Below are 21028 nucleotides of genomic sequence, written 5' to 3'. Positions count from 1 at the left end.
CCCATACCAACCAGTTTGGGGGGGGGTGGTTTTTTTTCAATATTATATTCCCCTCTGTAAAACCCCCCCGCCGCCCGTCATCACAATCAGGCTTCGGGGTGCCCACCCGCACCCGCCTACGCGGCGTTACCCAACGGGCCCCGTCAAAGAGCCTCAAACCGTGTCCAGAACCACCTCGAACGCCACCTCAGCCGCCCCCAGCAGCTTCACATCCGCCCCCAAAGCCGAACTCACGATCCGAGTCCCCCCGACAGCCCGCGAAACCAAACTCCTCCGCCGAACGTCCTCAGCGATCGCCCGGATCACCGACTCCGGCAGCACAGTCAGCAAGTCCCCCAGCACCACCAACTCCGGCCCCAGCAGATTGACCACGTTGACCAGCCCCAACGTGAGCCACTCCGCATACTCCTCGAGCCGGGCAGCAGCCGAGTCAGCATCCGATCCAAGCTCACGGAGCTCAACGAGAATCGCGCCACGAGGCGTGTCCTCAGGCAACCCCAACGCCCGGCACAGCGCCGCCTCGCCGATCTCGGTTTCCCAGCATCCCCGGCTCCCGCAATAACAAGCACGCCCGCCAGGCCGGATCGCCATATGCCCGATCTCGCCGACATACCCCGATCCCCCGCGAAGCGAAGACCCCTGCGAAATCACCCCGCCGCCAACCCCGACGTCCGCGGAGACGTAAACCGAATCCGAGGATCCCCGAGCCGCCCCGCGCAGATGCTCGGCGACCGCTCCCAGCTCGGCGTCGTTGGCCACCAGCACCGGAATCCGCAGCACCGCGGACAACCGGTCCCCGAGCGCCACATCGGTCCACCGCAGGTTCGGTGCCTCGTGCACCAGCCCGTCGGCCCGCCGGACGACCCCGGGTACCGACACCCCGACCGCCACCGGTTCCACGCCGAGATCCCCGGCCAGCACCCGGGTCGACTCGATCACGTGCGTGATGACCTCGTCTGCGGTCCGCGTCCGGGCGTGCAGATTCCAGCTGTTGCGCCCGAGGATCTGCCCGCCGAGCCCGACCAGCGCGATCGCCACGTGCTCGACCTGCAGGTCGACCGCGAGCACCACCGCGGCGTGCGGCTGCGGCAGGACCAGGAGCGAGGGGCGGCCCGCCCCTCGTCCCGGCCTCGGCACTTTCTCCTCGACCACTCCCGCCTCGGCGAGGCCGTCGACGAGGGTCTTGATGGTGCTCCGGTTGAGCCCCAGTTCGGTGGCCAGCGCAGCCCGCGTACTGGGCCCGCCGACGTGCAGCAGACGCAGCAGGGTCGTGCGGTTGTGCCGGCGCACCTCGTCCGGGCGGGCGACGGGCGGGCTGCTCACCGCGTCATCCTCCCATCAGCCCTCAGCGGGCCGATGCCTCAGCCCGCCGTCGCGAGAGCGCGTCGACGGTCGCGGCCAGCATCAGCACCAGACCGGTGACGATGTTGACCACCGCGGGCTTCTGCTGGAGCAGGCCGAGCCCGTTGTTCACGATCGCCAGCACCGCGCCGCCGATGACCGCGTCGATGATCCGGCCCTTGCCGCCGAACAGCGACGTGCCGCCGATGACCGCCGCGCCGACCGCGAACAGCAGCGTGTTCAGGCCGCCCGCCTGGCCGTTGACCGCGCCGAGCTTCGACGAGTACACGATCGCGCCGATCGCCGCGAACGACGAGCTGATCACGAACACGCTGGTGCGCAGCTTCGGCACGTTGATGCCGGCCCGGCGCGCAGCTTCCTTATTGCCGCCCACCGCGTACAGGTGCCGTCCGTACTTCGTGCGGTTGAGCACGTAAGTGCCGGCGAACAGCAGCACCAGCACGATCGGCACGACGTACGGGACGCCGTCGATCACCACGAGGTTGTTGGACGCCCGGTTGACCGTGAGCAGGTACGTCGCGACCGCGGAAATCACCGCGACCGCCGCGACCTTGGCCAGCACGATCGGCGTCGGCTGCACCACCAGTCCGCGCCGCAGCCGGGAGAAATGCTGGCCCAGCGCGATCAGTGCGTATCCGCCCGCCGCGACGACGAACAGGATCCAGCTGCCCGCCACCGAAAGGTTGCCGTTCGCGACCGCGTTGAGGGTGTCGCTCGTGCTGATCGGCAGCGTGCCGCCTTCGCCGATGAACTGCAGGATCACGCCCTGCCACACGATGAACAGCGCCAGCGTGACGACGAACGACGGCATGCCGATCTTCGAGACCAGGAAGCCGGTGATGCAGCCGATCGCGGTGCCGGTGCAGATCGCGATGAGCATTTCGACCCACGCGTTCACCGGTGCGCCGACGAGGATCACCACGATGCCGACGACGGAAATCGCCGCACCGGCCCAGATCTTCTGCAGCAGCGCCAGCACCACCGCGAGCGCGAGCACCGCGATGAACGTGATGAAGACGCCGGTTCCCATGGCGCCGAGCAGGTTTCCGTTGCGGACGTAGTGCAGCGCCATCAGCGACGCGCAGACGCCGGACGCGGTGCCCGCGGACAGGTCGATCTCGCCGAGCAGCAGCACGAACACGATGCCCATCGCGATGATGGTCTGGCCCGCGCCCTGCGCCAGCAGGTTCGCCATGTTGCGCAAGGTGAAGAAGTCGCTGGAGAGCGCGCCGAACAGGATCGCCAGCACGATCACGCCGAGCACGGCGGGGACGGAGCCGAGCTGGCCGTCCTTCATCCGCGCGAAGTAGTCCTTGATCGCCTCGCCGGTGGACATCGAGGTGGTGTCGATGCCGAAGTCGGTGATCGCCCCCGCGGGGGCTTCCCGGTTCTCCGGCTTCGCGGAAGTTTCGGTCATGGCGGGTTCTTTCTCGCTGCTCACTGCACGACGGCTTCGGGGCGGGCAAGGCCGAGCTCGCCGGAGCGGCCCGCGGTGATGAGTTCGACGACCTGGCTGTGCGTCACGTCCTTGGTCTGGACGTCCGCGACGAGCCTGCCGAGGTAGAGGACGTCGATCCGGTCGGCGACCTCGAAGACGTCGGCCATGTTGTGGCTGATCAGCACGACGCCGAGGCCCTGTTCGGCGAGCCTGCGGACGAGGTCGAGCACCTGCCGGGTCTGCGCGACGCCGAGCGCCGCGGTCGGCTCGTCGAGGATGACGACCTTGCTGTTCCACAGCACGGATTTCGCGATCGCGACGGTCTGCCGCTGCCCGCCCGACAGCGCGGAAACGAGCGTGCGGACCGATTTCACCGTGCGCACGCCCAGCGACGCCAGCGTCTCGCGCGCGGCCTTCTCCATGCTGGCCTCGTCGAGCAGCCAGCTGCTGCCGCGCTCGCGGCCGAGGAACATGTTCTGCACGATGTCGAGGTTGTCGGCCAGCGCGAGGTCCTGGTACACGACCTCGATGCCGAGTTCGGCGGCGTCCTTCGGGCCGCGGATGTGCGCGTCCGCACCGTTGAACCGGACGGATCCGGTGTCGTACGGGTGGATGCCCGCGATGCATTTGACCAAAGTGGACTTGCCGGCCCCGTTGTCGCCGACGAGCGCGGTCACTTCGCCCGCCCGCACGGCGAAGTCCACGTCGTGCAGGACGTGGACGGGGCCGAAGCTCTTGTTCAGGCCGGTGATGTCGAGAATGGGCTCGCTCATGGGATTCGCTTGTCTCTCGCGTGGATACCGGGCCGGGACGCGCGTCGGGGGAACGCGTCCCGGCCCGGCTGCTCTTGGCGGGGAGTTACGGCGTCAGGAGATGCCGTTGGCGGTGCACTTGGCGGCGAGGTCGCCGGTGCAGATGTCGGATGCCTTGACGTAGCCCTGCTGGACCACGGTCTTGATGTCCTTGATCGTGATCAGCTGCGGCTCCAGCAGCACCGACTTCAGGTCGCGGTTGTTCTTCGGGTCGTGCAGCTTGCCGGTGGCGATCGCGTCCGCGGCCGCCGTGTCGCCCTTGGCCAGCGCGGCGGCCAGCTTCGCGGTGTTCTCGGCTTCCTGCTTGATCGGCTTGAAGATCGTCAGCGTCTGGTCGCCGCGCAGGATCGCCTGCAGGCCGGCCGCGGTCGAGTCCTGGCCGGTGACCGGGACCTTGCCGTTGAGCCCGTTCTTCTTCAGCACGGTGATGACCGCGCCGGCCAGCTCGTCGTTCGCCGCCACGACGCCGTCGACCTTGCCGTTGACCCGGGTGAAGATCTGCTCGAAGGTGGTGCCGCCGACCTGGGCGTCCCAGTTGTCGATGGCCTGCTTCTGCACGAGGTTCAGCGCCTTGGAGTCGTACAGCGGCTTGAGGACCTTGTCGTGCCCGTTGGCGAACAGCGTCGCGTTGTTGTCCGTCGGCGCGCCCTCGATCTGGACGACGTTGGCTCCCGGCTTGCTCTTCAGCGCGTCGGCCAGGCCCTGCGCCTGGATCTCGCCGACCTTCTCGTTGTCGAACGAGACGTAGTAGCCGGCCGAACCGCCGAGGCTCGGGCGGTCGTAGTCGATGACCGGGATGCCCGCGGTCTTCGCCTTGGCCTCGATCGCCGCGCCGACCGCCGGGTCGGACGGGGCGATGATCAGCACCTTGACGCCCGAGCTGATGAAGCCGTCGGCGAGGGTGGAGAACTTCTGGTTGTCGCCCTGGGCGTTCTCGATGTCGGCGCTGAAGCCCTGCGCGGAGAGCGCGGCCTGCAGCATCGGCTTGTCGAAGGCTTCCCAGCGGGCCGAGGTGGCGGTCTCCGGCAGGATCACGCCGACCTTGCCGCTGGCGCCGCCGCCGGCCGGGGCCGAGGCGGAGCTGTTGTCCCCCGAGTTGCCGGAGCCCGCGCTGTTGGCGCCGCACGCCGAAAGCGCCAGGCCGGCGCTCACCGTCGCGGCGATGAGGGTAAGGGTTCTGCTGCGCATCCTCGTTCCTTCTCCGATCATGCTCGCGGGGTGATCGGAGAAGGTCCCCGGTGCACCGTCGCAGATATGTTGTGGCCGACAACATATGCCGCCGAGCGGCTCTGGGGAAGATGCCGGGATCGAGTAACCGACACCAAATGGACACAGTTCGGCAACACGGCCCTCATCTGGCGGCTCGGCTGACGGAGTGACCCCGGCCACGTACCGAGCGTAACGAGAACTTGTCCGGTCTTGTCCGGTCGAGAGGGCAGGAGTGCCCGATCGGGCGCCCTGGCCGAACCGGACACGCGGTTCTACCAGGTCAAGGAGCGTGCTCCCGAGGACGGGAACACGCGCGGGAATCCCGCTGGGCTACCAGGAGCGCAGCGTGACGATCCGCTCTTCGAGCTGCTCCACCGTCGCCATCGCGGTGGGCGGGCCGCCGCACTGGCGGCGCAGTTCGTTGTGGATCGCGCCGTGCGGTTTCTTCGTGCGGTGGTGGTACACGCCGACCAGCGCGTTGAGCTCCTTGCGCAGCGCGCCGAGCCGTTCGCTCACCGACTGCGACCGGACCGGCGGCGCGGCCGGTTCCTCGGTCTTCGGCTTGCGCCGCTTCTCGTCGGTGATCTGCTCTTCCTGCCGCTTGCGCAGCAGCGCGCGGACCTGGTCCGGCTCCAGCAGCCCGGGAAGGCCGAGGTACTCCTGCTCCTCGTCGGAGCCGGAGAAGACCGCGGTGCCGAACGAGTTGCCGTCGTAGATGACCTGGTCGAGCTCGGCCGAGGCGTGCAGCGAGGTGAACGCCTTCTCCTCCTCCCCCGGCTCGTCCTCGGTGCGGTTGGCCTGGGCGAGCAGCTCGTCGTCCCAGCCTTCCTTCTCCCGGTGCGGCTTGCCGAGCACGTGGTCGCGCTGCGCTTCCAGCTCGCTGGCCAGTTCCAGCAGCACCGGGACGCTCGGCAGGAAGATGCTCGCCGTCTCGCCCTTTTTCCGGGCCCGCACGTAGCGGCCGATGGCCTGTGCGAAGAACAGCGGGGTGGACGCGCTGGTCGCGTACACGCCGACGGCCAGCCGCGGAACGTCGACGCCCTCGGACACCATCCGGACCGCGACGATCCAGCGTTCCTTGGTCTCGGAGAACTCCTTGATCCGCCCGGACGCCTTCGGGTCGTCGGACAGCACCAGCGTCGGCGTTTCGCCGCAGATCCGCTCCAGGATCTTGGCGTAGGCGCGCGCGGTGTCCTGGTCGGTGGCGATGACCAGGCCGCCCGCGTCCGGAATTCCCTGCCGCACCTGGCTGAGCCGCGTGTCGGCGGCCTGCAGCACCGCCGGGATCCACTCGCCCGCCGGGTCGAGCGCCGTGCGCCAGGCGCGCGCGTTCTGCTCCGCGGTGAGCGGCTCGCCCAGCCGCGCGGTGAACTCCTCGCCCGCGCTCGTGCGCCACGACGCCTCGCCGGAGTAGGCGAGGAAGACGACCGGCCGGACCACGCCGTCGGCGAGCGCGTCGGAGTAGCCGTAGGAATGGTCGGCCTTGCTGCGCTGGAACCCGCCGCCGTCCGGTTCGTAGGTGACGAACGGGATCGGCGAGTCGTCGCTGCGGAACGGCGTCCCGGTGAGCGCGAGACGGCGCACCGCGGGCGTGAACGCCTCGCTGGTCGCGTCGCCCCAGGACTTCGCGTCGCCCGCGTGGTGGATCTCGTCGAGGATCACCAGGGTCTTGCGGTTCTCCGTGCGCACCCGGTGCAGCGTGGGGTGCGCGGCGACCTGCGCGTAGGTGACCGCGACGCCGCGGTAGTCCGAGGATGTGACGCCGGTGGTGTTGCGGAAGTTCGAGTCGATCGGGATGCCCGCCGCCGCGGCCGCGGACGCCCACTGGTGCTTCAGGTGCTCGGTGGGGGTGACGATCGTGACGGCCTCGACGGTGCGGTCCGACAGCAGTTCGGCGGCGATCCGGAGGCCGAAAACGGTCTTGCCCGCGCCCGGCGTCGCGACCGCGAGGAAGTCCTTCGGCCGGCTCGACAGGTACTTCGTGAGCGCTCGGCGCTGCCAGGCGCGCAGCGGGCGCGCGGTGGAGTCCTTCTCTGCGGGCGGCGCCCCGAGGACCGGCTGGGTCGTCTCGGACAAAACTCGGTTCACCCCCTCCTCGGGCCGCTCGGCGCGGCCGTGACGTGCGAAAACCCCCACTGTGGCACCGGCTTCGCCGCCGGGCGCCGCGATGAGGGCACGTCGGCCAGCTTACCTTCCGCGCCCGCGGGCGCCGGGCACCGCCACGGGTGGTGTCCTCCGACACGCCCCCTCTCGGCGGGGGTGACGAGCCAAAACCGCGCGCATGGACCATGCTGGGACACACCATGGGCGAGGTGACACCGGACGCCGGCGAGGCAGAGCCGGACGGCGAGGCAGTGCCGAAGAAGAGCGTGCCGGAGAAGACCGTGCGCAGGGGACCGTGGCGGCTGTTCACCCGCACCCTCGCGAAAGCGTGGGAGGGCAACATCTTCTCCGAGGCCGCCGAGGCGGCCTTCTGGCAGACGCTGTCGCTTCCGCCGCTGCTGCTCGGGCTGCTCGGCAGCGTCGGGTTCATCGGCGAGTGGTTCGGCCAGAACGTGGTCACCGCGGTGCACGACCGGATCATCACCTTCAGCCACACCATCTTCAGCGCGAACGCGGTGCAGGAGATCATCGAACCGACGGTGAACAGCATTCTCACCGTGGGCAAGGGCGAGATCGTGTCCGTGGGCTTCGTCATCTCGCTGTGGGCGGGTTCGTCGGCGATGTCGTCGTTCGTCGACGCGATCACCGTCGCGCACGACCAGTACGGCGTGCGCAACGAGGTGTGGCAGCGGATTTTCGCGCTGCTGCTGTACCTGTGCGCGCTGATCGGGCTCGTGATCGGGCTGCCGCTGCTGGCGATCGGGCCGGACCTGCTGCCGGAGTTCTTCCCGGTCGACTGGCGGCCGACGGTCTCGTCCTGGGTCGGCACGCTCTACTACCCGGTGCTGGGCGTGATGATCGCTCTCGCGCTGACGACGCTGTACAAGCTCGCGCTTCCGCGCCGGCTGCCGTGGCACCGAGGGCTGCCGGGCGCGATGCTCGCCGGCGTGGTCTTCCTGGTGTCGAGCATCGGGCTGCGGATCTACCTGAACTGGATCACCAAAACCGGCTACACCTACGGCGCGTTGGCCGCTCCGATCGCGTTCCTGCTGCTGATGTTCTTCATCGGACTCGCGGTGGTCGGCGGCGCGTATTTCAACAGCGCGATCCAGGAGCTGTGGCCCGCGAAGGCGACCCGGCGGCAGCGGCGCAAGTGGCGGCGGCTGGAGATGGAACGCGCGACCGAGCGGATGCGGGCCGAGGAAGGCCGCAAGCTGTGGGACCGCACGACGATGCCGTTGCGCCGGCCGAAACGGCATGCCGAACACGACACTGACGACTCCGCCGCTGGCCACGAGGAATCGAACGGCACCGAGGTGAACCACGCCGGGTCGGAGACCGTGCAGCTCCCGAGGCCTGAGCGCCCGTCCGAGGAGCGAGCCGGTTCCGAGCCGTCTCCCGGCCCGGAACCGCGTCAGCGCCGCCCGCAGCAGGGCTGAGTCAGCCCTGGCGGAACCGCCACGTCTTGCTGTCGAAGGCGATGCAGACGCTCGGCGACATGACGACCACGCGCAGGGTGCCGTCGCGCTCGTCGTAGTCGATGCCCTCGACCTCGAAGTTGCCGCTGCAGCCGCTTTGCAGCGGAAGCTGGCCGAGCGAGGTGACGTGCCCGGTGACGTCGGAGCCGGAGACCGGGCCGGAGAGATCGACCTGCAGCAAGGGTTTGGTGGTGCCGAAGAGGCTGCCGTCCGGGTCGTCGGAGGAGCACATCATCCGGGTGGCGGACACGAAATCGCAGCCCTGGACGTCGCGCACCGGGTGGTCGAGCCGGATCGCCGAGGCGTACGGGAGGTTCTGGCCGGGATCGGTGGCCGCGACGCCGGGCATCGGGTAGACGAGCAGGCGGTCCATCGTGCCCCACTCGCCGGACACCAGCCAGCGCGCGTCGGGCGACACCGCGGCGAACGAGTTGTTGTTGGCCTCCCACGATTCCAGCGCGTGCTGGTAATCGGCGCGGGAGCCGTCCGGGGCCTCGACGCGGAAGAGCTTCGCGCCGCGGTCGTCACGCTGATAGGGCTCGACGTACCAGCCCTTCGCGGATCCCGGGTCGCCGATGTGGTTCCAGCCCTTGGCGGCGAGACCGGGGTCGATCGTGCCGATCCCGGTGTAGCGGATGCTGGTGCCGGACGGGCGCTCGACAGTGGCGAGGCCCTGGCTTTCGTCGAGCGGACGGGCGCGGTCTGAGCCGACGGTGGTCCATCCGGTCACCGCGTTCGCGGCGCCCGCCGCGACGGCGCTGAAGGCGGACAGCAGGACGACGAGGGAAAGCACGATCCCGGTTGCGCGCATGCGGGGACACTCCTGCGGGGAGGCGACTGGCCGGACTGCAGGTCTACCAGTTCCTCCCCGGGTGCACAGCCACCGAGTGAAGGATTTTCACCTTTGTTCCCGCGCACCGGGACGCGCGGGAAGGATCAGTCGTCGCCGCCGGGACGGAGGCCCTCGTAGATCTTCTTGCACTTGGGGCAGACCGGGGACCCCGGCTTGGGCGACTTCGTGACCGGGAAGACCTCGCCGCAGAGCGCCACGACGTGCGTGCCCATGACCGCGCTCTCGGCGATCTTGTTCTTGCGCACGTAGTGGAACATCTTCGGCGAGTCGTCGTCGGTCGACTCGGTGCTGTCGGTCTCCGGCTTGGTCAGCGTTTCGGTGCTCACCCCACCATCATGCCTCAGCGCCGCGCCCGCGGTAATGCCCGGCTAGGCTCGCCTGACCTGCCAAGGGACCCCTCAGGAGCCCGGATGCCGCACGAGCCCGCACCCCGGTGGCACAGCGCGCTGACCCGTCTCGGCGGCGACCACCACGCCGGCCACGACGCCTGGGCCGACCTCGAAACGCGCTACACCGAACCGCACCGCCGCTACCACGACCTCGCCCACGCCACCGCCGTCGCGCACGACGCGGAGCACCTGGCCGCCGACCTGCCTTTCCACGAACGCGCCGTCGTCGTCCTCGCCGCGTGGGCACACGACGTGGTCTACGACGCCGTGCCAGGCCAAGACGAACAGCGCAGCGCCGAATGGCTACGCCACTGGCTTACTCGCGCGGGAGTTGCCGACGCGCACATCGACCAGGCCGAAGCACTCGTACTCGCCACCGCCGCCCACGAAGCACCCGAAGGCGACTTCGCCGCAGCAGCCCTCCTCGACGCCGACCTAGCCATCCTCGGCACACCGCCTGCCGTGTACGCGGCGTACGTGGACAACGTCCGCCAGGAGTACGCGCGCTACCCCGACGACGCCTGGGCAACCGGCCGCGCCGCCGTCCTGGAAAGCCTCCTCGCGCGCCCGGCGTTGTACCTCACCGAAGCCGCCCGCTCACGCTGGGAATCCGCCGCGCGGCGAAATCTGCAGGCAGAGCTGACCCGATGCCGCGGCGCACGCGGCGATCACAGATGATGTCCGTTCGTGACCACCCAGACCACTCCCCTGTTCGTCCACGAGGAAGTCGCCTCGGCGTTGCGCGACGGTCACCCCGTCGTCGCCCTTGAGAGCACGATCCTCTCGCACGGCCTCCCGTACGGACGGAACCTCGACGTCGGCCGCCGAATCGAGCAAACCGTGCGCGACGGCGGCGCCGTACCGGCCACCATCGCGGTACTGGACGGACGGCCAGTCATCGGCCTCTCCCCCGCCGAGCTGGAGCGCGTCTGCGCCCCGGACGCCGACCTGGACAAGCTGTCCCTGCGCGACCTCGGCCCCGCAGTCGGCCTAGGCCGCTCCGGCGCGACGACGGTCGCCGGCACCTCCGCCCTCGCCGCGGCAGCCGGAATCGGCGTCTTCGCGACCGGCGGACTCGGCGGCGTGCACCTGGGCGCGGCACAGAGCTGGGACGTCTCGGCCGACCTCGGCGTCCTCGCCAAGGTGCCGACCGTGGTCGTGTGCTCCGGCGTGAAGTCGGTCCTGGACATCCCCGCCACCCTTGAGGTCCTGGAAACGAACTCGGTGCCCGTCCTGGGCTACCGCACCGACGACTTCCCCGCCTTCTACCTCCGCTCCTCCGGCCACCCCGTCGGCTGGCGCGTCGAGGACGCGAAACAAGCCGCCGCCGTAATCTCCGCCCACCGCCGCTACGCGAATTCCGGCGTACTGCTGACAAACCCGATCCCCGCTGAGTCCGAAATGGACCGTGCTTTGCACGACCGCCTCCTGCAGGAGGGCTTGGCAAAACTGGCCGACGCCGACGTACACGGCGCGGACGTGACTCCCGTGCTGCTGGAACACTTCCACACCGCCAGCGAAGGCGTCAGCATCGACGCGAACGAAGCGTTGGTGCTCTCGAACGCCAAACTCGCGACCGAAGTAGCGGTGGCCCTGTCGTGACCGGAATCGTAGTAGTAGGCGACGCAGGCCTGGACGTAGTCGCCCGACACGACCAGCCCCTCCCCCACGGCGGCGACGCAAGAGCAGCAATCCGCTTCACCGGCGGCGGTGCGGGAGCGAACACCGCCCTGTGGCTGCGTTCCCTGGGCGCGGAAACCACCCTGGTAGCCCGAATCGGCAACGACTCCGGCGGCCGCCTGATCAAGGCGGAACTGGAAGCCGCAGGCGTCCGCTGCGCCTTCGCGACGGACCCGGAAGCCCCGACCTGCTGTGTAGTCGTGCTGGTAGACGGAGAAGGCCAACGCAGCATGCTCGCCGACCGAGGCGCGAACAAACGCTTCGCCCCCGAAGACGTCACGCCCGAGTCGCTGACCGGCTCCACCCACCTGCACCTGTCCGGCTACGTCCTGCTGGACCCGTCGTCACGCCCCGCAGGCCTAGCCGCACTGGCCGCCGCGAAGGAAGCGGGCCTGACCACCTCCGTGGATCCCCAAGCAGCCGCCCACATCCACGACCCCGCAGCCTTCCTGAACGACGTACGCGGCACCGACCTGCTCATGCCGAACACCGAGGAACTAGTCGCCCTGACCGGCTCCGCAGACCCGTCCTCCGCCACCGAACTGCTAGCCACAGTCGGCGCGGTCGTAGTCACCGCAGGCCTAGACGGCGCAAGCTGGATCGACGCAACCGGCGTCGCCTCAGTCCCCGCAGTAGTAACAACCTGCGTGGATTCAACCGGCGCAGGCGACGCCTTCGACGCAGGCGTCCTCACCACCTGGCTGGCCGGAAAGTCCACAGTGGACGTCCTACGCGCAGGCACCCAACTAGGCGCACTGGCAGTAAGCCGAATCGGCCCCCAACCCTGACCAGACGCCCGCGAGGGGAACCCTCACGGACTCAGAGTCCCTCAGGGTTCCCCTCACAGCTCTAAACCGCACCGGTGCACCCAACAATCGAGGCACCCAGCCCCTCCCCCGCACCCCGATACGAAGCCTCCCTGCGGTTCGGGGGTGCTTGTCAAGGCATCTTTCCCGCCTTGACAAGCACCCCCGAACCGTCAGCACAATCAAGCTTCGGGGTGCCCCACGCAACATCGGGCGCAATGTCGCCGCCAGGCGACGAGCTACCCGTCGATCACCCGATGCTTCCGCCCCTCAATCTGCTTCGCATCCCGCGCATACCTATTAACCTTCTCCGACTTCCGCGGCGGCCGGTCATTGGCAATCAACACAGCAATCCAAGGCAACGGAATAGAAATCACCAAAAACAAAATAGCCAGCCACCACGTGTGATAAGTCAACCCAGCCAAAACAAGACAAGGAATACGACAAACCATCATGATGACGTACTTCCGCTTCCGCGCCGCCAGCTGATCGTCCAGCGACGGCTCGGCCTCGGTGATCAGCACAGGCTCGGGGCGGGGATCCGGTCCGTGGGGTGCGTTCACAGCACCACCTCCGCGTTCCATCGTCTCACTCACCGCCCTTCCGCGACACCCGGGCGAGCAAACCGGGACAGCGCGGCGACGACCAGCGTCTCGACCCCGGTCCGCAACGTCGGATGCAGCACCGGCGCGAACCTGGACGAGTGATTCGAAGGCACGTCGGTCTCGAACCGCCCCTCCGTCATCGCGGTGATCACCTGCTGCGCGTCAAACCCGCCGACCAGCCAAAACACCGACGGCACCCCGGCCGCCCGCCCAAACTCGCTGAAGTCCTCGCTGCCGGTGACCAACGGCGCGGGCATCGTCGTCTCGGCCCCGAAGTGCCCCCGAAACACCTCAGTTAACTCATCCGACGCGGCGGCGTCGTTCGCCGTGACCGGATAGGACGCGACAACCTCCACGGTCGGCGGCTGTGGCGCTCCCGCGGCGGCGGCCTCACCGTTCGCAATCCGCTCGATCGCCTTGCGCAGCCGCACCAGCACAGCGTCGTCGAAGGCGCGAGTGTTGACCTCCAACACCGCATGATCAGCGATCACGTTCGCCGCGGTCCCGACATGCATCGAGCCGACGGTCACCACCGCGGGCTCGGTCGCGGCGATCTCCCGCGACACGATCGTCTGCAGCTTGAGCACCACAGACGCCGCCAGCACCGCCGGGTCGACCGTGGTTTCCGGCCGCGACCCATGCCCGCCGCGACCGTGCAGGGTGATCCGCAAGGTGTCGGTCGCCGCCATGATCACGCCCGGACGAGTCAACACCCACCCGGCGGGACCAGGCACGATGTGCTGTCCGAAGACCACGTCAGGACGCCCGACCCGGTCGAAGAGGCCGTCGCGAACCATTCCCGCGGCCCCGTCCCCGGCCTCTTCCCCAGGCTGGAACACCGCGAGCAGCGTGCCGGACCACTCGTCCCGCGAAGCCGCGAGAAGATGCGCGGCACCGGAGAGCCACGTCGCGTGCATGTCGTGTCCGCAGGCATGCATCAGCGGCACGTCGCGGCCTTCGGAGTCGACGCCGCGCGCAGTGCTCGCGTACGACAGCCCCGTCTGCTCCTCGACCGGCAACGCGTCGATGTCCGCGCGAAGCAGCACAGTCGGTCCTTCGCCGTTACGCAGGACGCCTACGACGCCAGTGCGACCGATGCCGGTGTGCACCTCGAAGCCGTCTTCAGTCAGCCGTCGCGCCAGCTCTGCCGCCGTACGGGTTTCGGTGAACGCCAGCTCGGGATGAAGGTGCAGATCGACGTACAGCGCTTCAAGCTCCGGCAGTGCCGCTTCAAGCGGAGCCAGGACACGCTCGGTGGTCTCGGTGGTCACGATGCTCATCGTGGCAGGCTTACCCACCGTGAGCACGAACACGCCTCTTCCTGACCTTTCCGACGACGTCTGCGCGCGGCTGCGCGAAGCGTTCCGACGCACCGGCTACGACGCTGACGGCGTCGTCGACGCGCTCGGCGGCGCGGCGCACACGGCGCTCGGCCGCGGCGAGCCCGAACCGGCCCGCCGCGCGAGCCTCGACGCCGGGGATCTCGGCGTCTTCATCCGGCTGTTCCTGCTCGGTCTCGCCGAGCCGGAGAAGACCGTCTCGTCGGCGTTCGCCCCGCTCAGCGCGGACGACGCGGTGGCCGCGGGCATCCTGCGGACCGTCGGGGACGAGTTCCGCGCCGCGCTCGACATCCGGCCGCACGGCGACGACGACGGCTCGTGGTGGGTCGTCTCCGACCTCGACGCCGACATGCTCGGCCACGTCGTGCCCGAGGACCACGTGCTCGGCGTCGGGCACGCGTCGCTGAGCCTGATCCGCGCGACCAGCCGCCGCCCCGTCGGCACGCTGCTCGACCTGGGCACCGGCAACGGCGTCCAGGCGCTGCACGCGACCCGGCACGCGCAGCGAGTGACCGCGACCGACGTGTCGGCCCGCGCGCTCGCCCTCGCCGCGGGCACGTTCCGGCTGAACGAACTGGAGGTTGAACTGCTGCGCGGCGAGTGGTTCGCGCCAGTCGCGCGCCGCCGCTTTGACCAGGTCGTGTGCAATCCGCCGTTCGTGGTCGGCCCGCCGCGCGTCGACTACACCTACCGCGACTCCGGCCTGGCCGGCGACGACGCGAGCGCGCTGGTCGTCCGTCAGCTGCCGAGCTTCCTCAACGACGGCGGCACCGGTCAGCTCCTCGCGTCGTGGCTGCACCGACGCGGAGAAGACTGGGGCGACCGCGTCGCGCGCTGGCTGCCGCCTGAGACCGACGCCTGGTTCGTACAGCGCGACGTCGCCGACCCGGGTCTGTACGTCGGCACCTGGCTGCGCGACGAAGGCATCGACCCACGCTCGCCCGAAGGCCGCGCTAAAGCCGCAGCGTGGCTCGACTGGTTCAGCGAAAACGACGTACAGGGCATCGGATTCGGCTTCGTGACACTGCGGCGCGCAAACGGTCAGACGCCGACTGTCGTCTGCGAAGACCTTCGACAGGCTTACGACGACCCGCTCGGCCCTGAAGCAGCGAACTGGCTCGACCGCGTCGAGTGGCTACGTACGCACGGCGACAATGTGTTGGACGTAGCGTTTCGGGTACCCGAGACAGTGCTGCTTGAACGCGTCGATTCACCCGGCGACGAAGGCTGGGAAACGACCGTGCGTCGGCTGCATCGCACTGACGGACCGGGTTGGCAGCACGAAGTCGACGAACTCACGACGCGGCTTCTCGCGGGTTGCCGCGGGGCGCTGCCGTTGTCGGATCTGCTGGATCTGCTGTCCGCCGCGCAGGGCCTCGATTCGGCCGAGCTGACCGCCTCCGCGTTGCCGATCGTCCGCGAACTCGTGCGGCACGGCATGCTCGTGCCCGGTTCGCCGCAGTGAGGGCGGTGGCGGCGCGGGTCACCCGCGCGAGCGTGACCGTCGCGGGGGAGATCGCCGGAGAGATCAAGGAACCGGGCCTGCTCGTGCTGCTGGGCGTGCACCGTGACGACGATCTCGGGAAAGCCGAAACGATGGCTCGCAAACTGCACGAACTCCGGTTGCTGCGCGACGAAGAATCCTGCGCGACGACCGGCGCTCCGCTGCTCGTGGTGTCGCAGTTCACGCTCTACGGCGACACCCGCAAGGGCCGTCGCCCGTCGTGGACCGCCGCCGCCCGGCCGGAAATCGCCGAGCCCCTGGTGGACGCCGTGGTCGCGGAACTGCGCGGCCGCGGCGCCACCGTCTCGACCGGACGGTTCGGCGCGGAGATGGCGGTGGAAAGCGTGAACGACGGCCCGTTCACCGTTCTCATTGAGGTCTAGACCACATTGGATCGGCGCGCGTAACATCGAAGGCGCGGGGCGCGATTCGCACGCATTTCCCGGAGCGGGGCGGTTCTCAGCAAAACCTCAGTTTTGGTGGAGCAACCGCGAGGCGGGTACGCCCGTCCTCATTTCAGCGAGCCGGGAACGTTTCAGGTTCCCGGGGCGTTGAGACCAGTGTCCAGCCAAGCCGGCTGGGCCCGCGGACACGGGATTCCACAGGCCCCGTCCCGCAGGCGCCGGCGAGACACGTTCAGCCCGTGACCGGGGAGGCAGAATGTCAGTCCAGACTCTCGAACGCGAAGCGCGCGGGATTCGCGAGCGCCGGATTCCAGCACAGCAGACCGAGGAGCGTCCGAGCGTGGGGGCGCTCACCGACGCCGACCTCGACGCTCAGAGCCCCGCCGCCGACCTGGTGCGCGTGTACCTGAACGGCATCGGCAAGACCGCGCTGCTCACCGCGGCCGACGAGGTCGAGCTGGCGAAGCGGATCGAGGCCGGGGTCTTCGCCCAGCACATGCTCGACACCGCCGAGGACCTCACGCCGCAGCGCCGCAAGGAGCTGCGCGCGCTGATGCGCGACGGCCACGTCGCGAAGAACCACCTGCTGGAGGCCAACCTCCGGCTCGTGGTGTCGCTCGCGAAGCGCTACACCGGACGGGGCATGCCGCTGCTCGACCTGATCCAGGAGGGGAACCTGGGCCTGATCCGCGCGGTGGAGAAGTTCGACTACTCCAAGGGGTTCAAGTTCTCCACGTACGCCACGTGGTGGATCCGCCAGGCCATCACGCGCGGAATGGCGGACCAGGGCCGCACGATCCGGCTGCCGGTTCACCTGGTCGAGCAGGTGAACAAGCTGGCGCGGATCCGCCGCGACCTGCACCAGCAGCTGGGCCGCGACGCGACGCACGAGGAACTGAGCGCCGAATCGGGCATTCCGGTGCACAAGATCTCCGACCTGCTCGACCAGTCGCGCGACCCGGTGAGCCTCGACATGCCGGTGGGCACCGAGGAAGACGCCCCGCTGGGCGACTTCATCGAGGACTCCGAGGCGACCGACGCCGAGAGCGCGGTGATCTCCGGTCTGCTGCAGGACGACCTCCGTCGTGTCCTGGCGACGCTGGACGACCGCGAACAGCACGTCATCCGGCTGCGCTACGGCCTCGACGACGGCCAGCCGCGCACGCTCGACCAGATCGGCAAGCACTTCGGCCTGTCCCGCGAGCGCGTGCGGCAGATCGAGCGCGAGGTCATGGCGAAGCTGCGCCAGGGCGAGCGCGCCGACCGGCTGCGGGCGTACGCCAGCTGAGTTTCTTCCCTCTCCGGGGCCGGGGTTCGGGGCCCGGGTTCCGGAGAGGGCGGAGAAGCCTGCCGGCGAGCTGATTCGGGCTGCCGCGGCAGGCTGACCGGGCGTGGGGTCCGGTGAGCCACAGGCCGCGGCAAGCACGCGGGCAGGCAGGTCGAGGTTTCCGCGGGGACCGGGTGGGGCCCGGTCGAGCGGGGCGGAAGCTTTCGGCCGCATCCATCAATTCGGTGAGCAGCGGGTGGTGCCGCTGGCTGCTGTTTCGGTGGGCAGCGGGCGGTGCCGCTGATCGCTACTTCAGCGGCCAGCGAGCGGTGCTGCTAGCCGCGACTTCAGTGGCCAGCGAGCGGTGTCGCTGGGAGCGACTTCGATCGGCAGCAAGTGGTGCCGCTGATCGCGGCTTCAGCGGCCAGCGGGCAATGCGACTAGCCGCGGCTTCAGCGGCCAGCCAGCGGTCCCACTAGCCAGCGACTTCGATCGGCAACAAGTGGTGCCGCTGATCGCCACTTCAGCGGCCAGCAAGCGGTGCTGCTAGCCGCGACTTCAGCCGCCAGCCAGCGGTGCGCTGATCGCAATTTCGGTCGCCAGCAGGCGGTGCCGACCGATCGCGACTTCAGTCGCCAGCAGGCGGTGCCGACCGATCGCGACTTCAGTCGCCAGCAGGCGGTGCCGCTGGCCGCCGCATAACCCTCGGTTCGATCTCCGGACCGAGGTTTTCTCATGCCCAGACCACGATCTCACCCACCCCGGCCACCCCGGCGACCGCCGGGCAATTGACGACAAATCGCCTCATCAACACCACCAGCCTCACGAGCCACTTGAGCCCCATCAACCCCTTTAGCCCCCGTAGCGCGCACGATCCTCCTTCCGTGCCCCGATTCATCCCATTAATCCCCCTTCGAGTTACACCCACCGCAATCCCGTCACCACTCTGTGCACCCGATCGTGGAATTCGCGTCTCGTTCGCGTTTCACGGTTCCGGGCACTGGGTAGCAAGCGTTCGCGACCCCCGCTGTGCGGCGTCCGGTCAACGCGCCGGCGGGGGTCCCGTTAGTCACGCGGGACGGGTGTGTGCGCATCCGGTCCGCTTTCCCCGGGAGGTCGGGTCCGTCGGGGTGGGCCCGGCCTCCCGACCATGCCTGCCGGGAAGCCCGCGGAAAGCACCGTCGGCGTGCGCTATCCCACAGCGTCCCCGCGCCGGTGCGACCGGGCGGAATCCGCTGAGTACCGTGAGCCAATCCCGATCAGGGCAAAGGAGCCTCGCTGTGCCGCCCACCACGTTCCAGCACACCGAAGTCCTGCCGCTCGGCAAGGACACCACCACCGAATACCGGCTGGTCACCGCCGACGGCGTCGAGACTGTCGAAGCCGCCGGGCGGAAGTTTCTGAAGGTCGATCCGGAAGCGCTGACGACGCTCGCGCGCACGGCGATCACCGACATCCAGCACCTGTTGCGCACGTCACACCTGCAGCAGCTGCGCGCGATCGTCGACGACCCCGAAGCCAGCGGCAACGACCGGTTCGTCGCGATGGACCTGCTCCGCAACGCGGCCATTTCGGCGGGCGGCGTGCTGCCGATGTGCCAGGACACCGGCACCGCGATCGTCATCGGCAAGCGCACCGAGGGCGTGCTGTCCGGCGGCGACGACGAGCGCGCCCTCTCGCAGGGCATTTTCGACGCCTACCAGCAGCTCAACCTGCGCTACTCGCAGATGGCCCCGATCAACTTCTGGGAAGAGCGCAACACCGGCACGAACCTTCCCGCGCAGGTCGAGCTCTACCACAAGGATTCGGACGCGACGGATCCGTCGTACGAGTTCCTGTTCATGGCCAAGGGCGGCGGCAGCGCCAACAAAACGTTCCTGTACCAGGAAACCAAGGCGGTCTTGAACCCGAAGCGGCTCGCCCGGTTCCTGGACGAGAAGCTGCGCAGCCTGGGCACCGCCGCGTGCCCGCCGTACCACCTGGCGATCGTCGTCGGCGGCATGTCGGCCGAGTTCAACCTCAAGGTCGCGAAGCTCGCCTCCGCGCGCTACCTCGACAACCTGCCCGCCGAGGGTTCTGAACTGGGCCACGCGTTCCGCGACCGCGACCTCGAGCAGCAGGTGCTGGAGATGACGCGCCAGTTCGGCATCGGCGCCCAGTTCGGCGGCAAGTACTTCTGCCACGACGTCCGGGTGATCCGTCTCCCCCGCCACGGCGCGAGCTGCCCGGTCGGCGTCGCCGTCTCGTGCTCGGCCGACCGCCAGGCGAAGGCGAAGATCACCAGCGAAGGCGTGTTCATCGAACAACTCGAACGCGACCCGGCCCGCTTCCTCCCGGACGTCACCGAGGACGACCTGTCCGACGAGGTCGTGTCGGTCGACCTCAACCAGCCGATGGACCAGATCCGCGCACAGCTGGCGCAACTGCCGGTGAAGACGCGCCTGTCGCTGACCGGCCCGCTGGTCGTGGCCCGCGACATCGCGCACGCCAAGATCGCCGAGCGCCTGGACGCCGGCGAGGAGATGCCGCAGTACCTCCGCGACCACCCGGTCTACTACGCGGGCCCGGCGAAGACCCCCGACGGCTACGCGTCCGGTTCGTTCGGCCCGACCACGGCCGGCCGGATGGACTCGTACGTCGCCCAGTTCCAGGCCGCGGGCGGCTCGCTGGTGATGCTGGCGAAGGGCAACCGCTCGAAGCAGGTCACCGCCGCCTGCAAGGAACACGGCGGCTTCTACCTGGGCTCCATCGGCGGCCCGGCCGCACGGCTGGCGAAGGACTGCATCAAGAAGGTCGACGTCCTCGAGTACGCCGAACTCGGCATGGAAGCAGTCTGGAAAATCGAGGTCGAAGAGTTCCCCGCGTTCATCGTCATCGACGACAAGGGCAACGACTTCTTCTCCGAAACCAGCGAACCGGTTCTGCAAATCAGCTTCCGCTGATCTCCAAGCACGCCGAGGTCACCCGGGAAACATCCCGCCCAACCGGGCGAGAGTCTTCTCGATGGCCTCGGCGTTGCGCTTGGGAAACCCCAGCAACCGAATCGCGAGCGGCGACCGAGCAGTAGACCAGTCAAAGGTCTCGGTGACTTCGGTGTGCCCGTCCCCCGTCGGCTCAAGCAGCCAGCGCCACCGATGCCCCGCGAAGTGCCGCCAGGCAATCAGCCGATTCTCCTCGAACTCGACCACGGTGTTCTGAATCCGGTACGGCGCCCCCATCCGCATCTCCATGCCGAACTCGGAGCCCAACGACAACCGATCCGGCGCCGCCCCACGACTGGCGCGCACCGTCCCGGACCCGTCGATGAGCGGATGCTGAGCCGGATCGGCAAGCAACGCGAAAATCCGTTCCGGCGCAGCAGCAACCACCGCACTGCGCGAAACCTGGCGAGTTCCCATAGCCGCAAAGCCTAGAGCCGTACAGCCACTGAGGCCATCGACGCACCCCCGAACAGCCCAACGCGTCCACTGTGGACTCCCAACAAGAAGTACGTGAGGGGAACCCTGAGGGACTCAGAGTCCCCCAGGGTTCCCCTCACGGACCACCCACCGCCGCAACGCACCCAACGCCACATTCGGTGCGTCCCACGCACCCAACGCCACATTCGGTGCGTCACATGCACCCAACGCCACATTGGGGCGCAAGCCCCGCCCCACCGCGAACCGCAGCCGACGCACCCAACCATCGAGGCACCCACACCACCCCCGCACCCCGATACGAAGCCAAAAACGCGGCACGGGGGTGCTTGTCAAGGCATCTTTCCCGCCTTGACAAGCAC

18 protein-coding genes are annotated in these 21028 nt (G+C 68.9%); 8 read left to right on the top strand and 10 right to left on the bottom strand.

Annotated elements, in window-relative coordinates:
- Positions 1-153: 153 nt before the first annotated feature.
- The 5 genes from ACFXI3_RS43180 to ACFXI3_RS43160 form a co-directional block, all read right to left on the bottom strand.
- Complete coding sequence (locus ACFXI3_RS43180) at positions 154-1323, bottom strand: ROK family protein (RefSeq protein ID WP_378407690.1); 1170 nt, start codon at positions 1321-1323, stop codon at positions 154-156.
- Between the two features lie 22 nt (positions 1324-1345).
- Complete coding sequence (locus ACFXI3_RS43175; protein WP_378407688.1) at positions 1346-2779, bottom strand: sugar ABC transporter permease; 1434 nt, start codon at positions 2777-2779, stop codon at positions 1346-1348.
- 20 nt (positions 2780-2799) lie between these two features.
- Positions 2800-3573, bottom strand: a complete 774-nt coding sequence (locus ACFXI3_RS43170; protein ID WP_378407686.1) for an ATP-binding cassette domain-containing protein — start codon at positions 3571-3573, stop codon at positions 2800-2802.
- Between the two features lie 93 nt (positions 3574-3666).
- Positions 3667-4800: a sugar ABC transporter substrate-binding protein gene (locus ACFXI3_RS43165; RefSeq protein WP_378407684.1), complete on the bottom strand. Its 1134-nt coding sequence runs from the start codon at positions 4798-4800 to the stop codon at positions 3667-3669.
- A 351-nt stretch (positions 4801-5151) separates the two neighbouring features.
- On the bottom strand, positions 5152-6909 hold the full coding sequence (locus ACFXI3_RS43160; protein WP_378407682.1) for a DEAD/DEAH box helicase: 1758 nt from the start codon (positions 6907-6909) through the stop codon (positions 5152-5154).
- A gap of 215 nt (positions 6910-7124) precedes the next feature.
- Between ACFXI3_RS43160 and ACFXI3_RS43155 the strand changes: the two genes are divergently transcribed.
- A complete protein-coding gene (locus ACFXI3_RS43155) occupies positions 7125-8363 on the top strand; it encodes a YihY/virulence factor BrkB family protein (protein WP_378407680.1) in 1239 nt (412 codons plus the stop codon).
- A gap of 1 nt (position 8364) precedes the next feature.
- On the opposite strand, the gene ACFXI3_RS43150 is transcribed toward ACFXI3_RS43155, so the two are convergent.
- Together ACFXI3_RS43150 and ACFXI3_RS43145 are read right to left on the bottom strand one after the other, a co-directional pair.
- Positions 8365-9213 carry a hypothetical protein gene (locus ACFXI3_RS43150; RefSeq protein WP_344267624.1) on the bottom strand — a complete coding sequence of 283 codons (849 nt, stop codon included), beginning with the start codon at positions 9211-9213 and terminating at the stop codon, positions 8365-8367.
- Positions 9214-9338: 125 nt separating this feature from the next.
- Positions 9339-9581, bottom strand: coding sequence for a DUF3039 domain-containing protein (locus ACFXI3_RS43145; protein ID WP_020657970.1), 243 nt, complete (start codon positions 9579-9581; stop codon positions 9339-9341).
- An 84-nt stretch (positions 9582-9665) separates the two neighbouring features.
- On the opposite strand from ACFXI3_RS43145, the gene ACFXI3_RS43140 reads away from it, so the two are divergent.
- From ACFXI3_RS43140 to ACFXI3_RS43130, 3 genes are read left to right on the top strand one after another with little or no spacing between them, the layout of a single operon-like run.
- On the top strand, positions 9666-10322 hold the full coding sequence (locus ACFXI3_RS43140; RefSeq protein WP_378407677.1) for a hypothetical protein: 657 nt from the start codon (positions 9666-9668) through the stop codon (positions 10320-10322).
- Between the two features lie 9 nt (positions 10323-10331).
- Complete coding sequence (locus ACFXI3_RS43135) at positions 10332-11246, top strand: pseudouridine-5'-phosphate glycosidase (protein WP_378407675.1); 915 nt, start codon at positions 10332-10334, stop codon at positions 11244-11246.
- Complete coding sequence (locus ACFXI3_RS43130; RefSeq protein ID WP_378407673.1) at positions 11243-12112, top strand: carbohydrate kinase family protein; 870 nt, start codon at positions 11243-11245, stop codon at positions 12110-12112. Before ACFXI3_RS43135 ends, ACFXI3_RS43130 begins: the two co-directional genes overlap by 4 nt.
- 257 nt (positions 12113-12369) lie before the next feature.
- Here the strand turns inward: ACFXI3_RS43130 and ACFXI3_RS43125 are convergent, their stop codons facing one another.
- Positions 12370-12714 carry a DUF3099 domain-containing protein gene (locus tag ACFXI3_RS43125; protein WP_344268510.1) on the bottom strand — a complete coding sequence of 115 codons (345 nt, stop codon included), beginning with the start codon at positions 12712-12714 and terminating at the stop codon, positions 12370-12372.
- An 8-nt stretch (positions 12715-12722) separates the two neighbouring features.
- On the bottom strand, positions 12723-14015 hold the full coding sequence (locus ACFXI3_RS43120; protein ID WP_378407671.1) for an amidohydrolase: 1293 nt from the start codon (positions 14013-14015) through the stop codon (positions 12723-12725).
- A 19-nt stretch (positions 14016-14034) separates the two neighbouring features.
- Between ACFXI3_RS43120 and ACFXI3_RS43115 the strand changes: the two genes are divergently transcribed.
- From ACFXI3_RS43115 to ACFXI3_RS43100, 4 genes are all read left to right on the top strand, one after another.
- Positions 14035-15540: a methyltransferase gene (locus ACFXI3_RS43115; protein WP_377928211.1), complete on the top strand. Its 1506-nt coding sequence runs from the start codon at positions 14035-14037 to the stop codon at positions 15538-15540.
- Positions 15537-15962 (top strand): D-aminoacyl-tRNA deacylase, encoded by a 426-nt coding sequence (gene dtd / locus ACFXI3_RS43110; RefSeq protein ID WP_344267634.1) that lies wholly within the window; start codon positions 15537-15539, stop codon positions 15960-15962. The genes ACFXI3_RS43115 and dtd overlap by 4 nt, the downstream gene beginning before the upstream one ends.
- A 277-nt stretch (positions 15963-16239) precedes the next feature.
- Positions 16240-17271, top strand: coding sequence for a sigma-70 family RNA polymerase sigma factor (locus tag ACFXI3_RS43105; protein WP_344267636.1), 1032 nt, complete (start codon positions 16240-16242; stop codon positions 17269-17271).
- 1259 nt (positions 17272-18530) lie between these two features.
- The gene (locus ACFXI3_RS43100) at positions 18531-20192 is read left to right on the top strand and encodes a fumarate hydratase (RefSeq protein ID WP_116206878.1); all 1662 of its coding nucleotides are present in this window, start codon (positions 18531-18533) and stop codon (positions 20190-20192) included.
- Between the two features lie 18 nt (positions 20193-20210).
- Here ACFXI3_RS43100 and ACFXI3_RS43095 read toward each other — a convergent pair whose 3' ends face one another.
- Positions 20211-20648 (bottom strand): SRPBCC family protein, encoded by a 438-nt coding sequence (locus tag ACFXI3_RS43095; RefSeq protein ID WP_378407668.1) that lies wholly within the window; start codon positions 20646-20648, stop codon positions 20211-20213.
- Positions 20649-21028: the final 380 nt, after the last annotated feature.

The organism is Amycolatopsis sp. NPDC059235, from assembly GCF_042754125.1.
Classification (GTDB): domain Bacteria; phylum Actinomycetota; class Actinomycetes; order Mycobacteriales; family Pseudonocardiaceae; genus Amycolatopsis; species Amycolatopsis albidoflava.
This window is presented reverse-complemented; position numbering and strand designations above follow the sequence as displayed.

Coding starts and splice junctions, on each gene's coding strand:
- ACFXI3_RS43120 (WP_378407671.1), bottom strand. CDS start 14,015: ATGAGCATCGTGACCACCGAGACCACCGAGCGTGTCCTGGCTCCGCTT.
- ACFXI3_RS43095 (WP_378407668.1), bottom strand. CDS start 20,648: ATGGGAACTCGCCAGGTTTCGCGCAGTGCGGTGGTTGCTGCTGCGCCG.
- ACFXI3_RS43175 (WP_378407688.1), bottom strand. CDS start 2,779: ATGACCGAAACTTCCGCGAAGCCGGAGAACCGGGAAGCCCCCGCGGGG.
- ACFXI3_RS43150 (WP_344267624.1), bottom strand. CDS start 9,213: ATGCGCGCAACCGGGATCGTGCTTTCCCTCGTCGTCCTGCTGTCCGCC.
- ACFXI3_RS43155 (WP_378407680.1), top strand. CDS start 7,125: ATGGGCGAGGTGACACCGGACGCCGGCGAGGCAGAGCCGGACGGCGAG.
- ACFXI3_RS43170 (WP_378407686.1), bottom strand. CDS start 3,573: ATGAGCGAGCCCATTCTCGACATCACCGGCCTGAACAAGAGCTTCGGC.
- ACFXI3_RS43165 (WP_378407684.1), bottom strand. CDS start 4,800: ATGCGCAGCAGAACCCTTACCCTCATCGCCGCGACGGTGAGCGCCGGC.
- ACFXI3_RS43140 (WP_378407677.1), top strand. CDS start 9,666: ATGCCGCACGAGCCCGCACCCCGGTGGCACAGCGCGCTGACCCGTCTC.
- ACFXI3_RS43125 (WP_344268510.1), bottom strand. CDS start 12,714: ATGGAACGCGGAGGTGGTGCTGTGAACGCACCCCACGGACCGGATCCC.
- ACFXI3_RS43105 (WP_344267636.1), top strand. CDS start 16,240: ATGTCAGTCCAGACTCTCGAACGCGAAGCGCGCGGGATTCGCGAGCGC.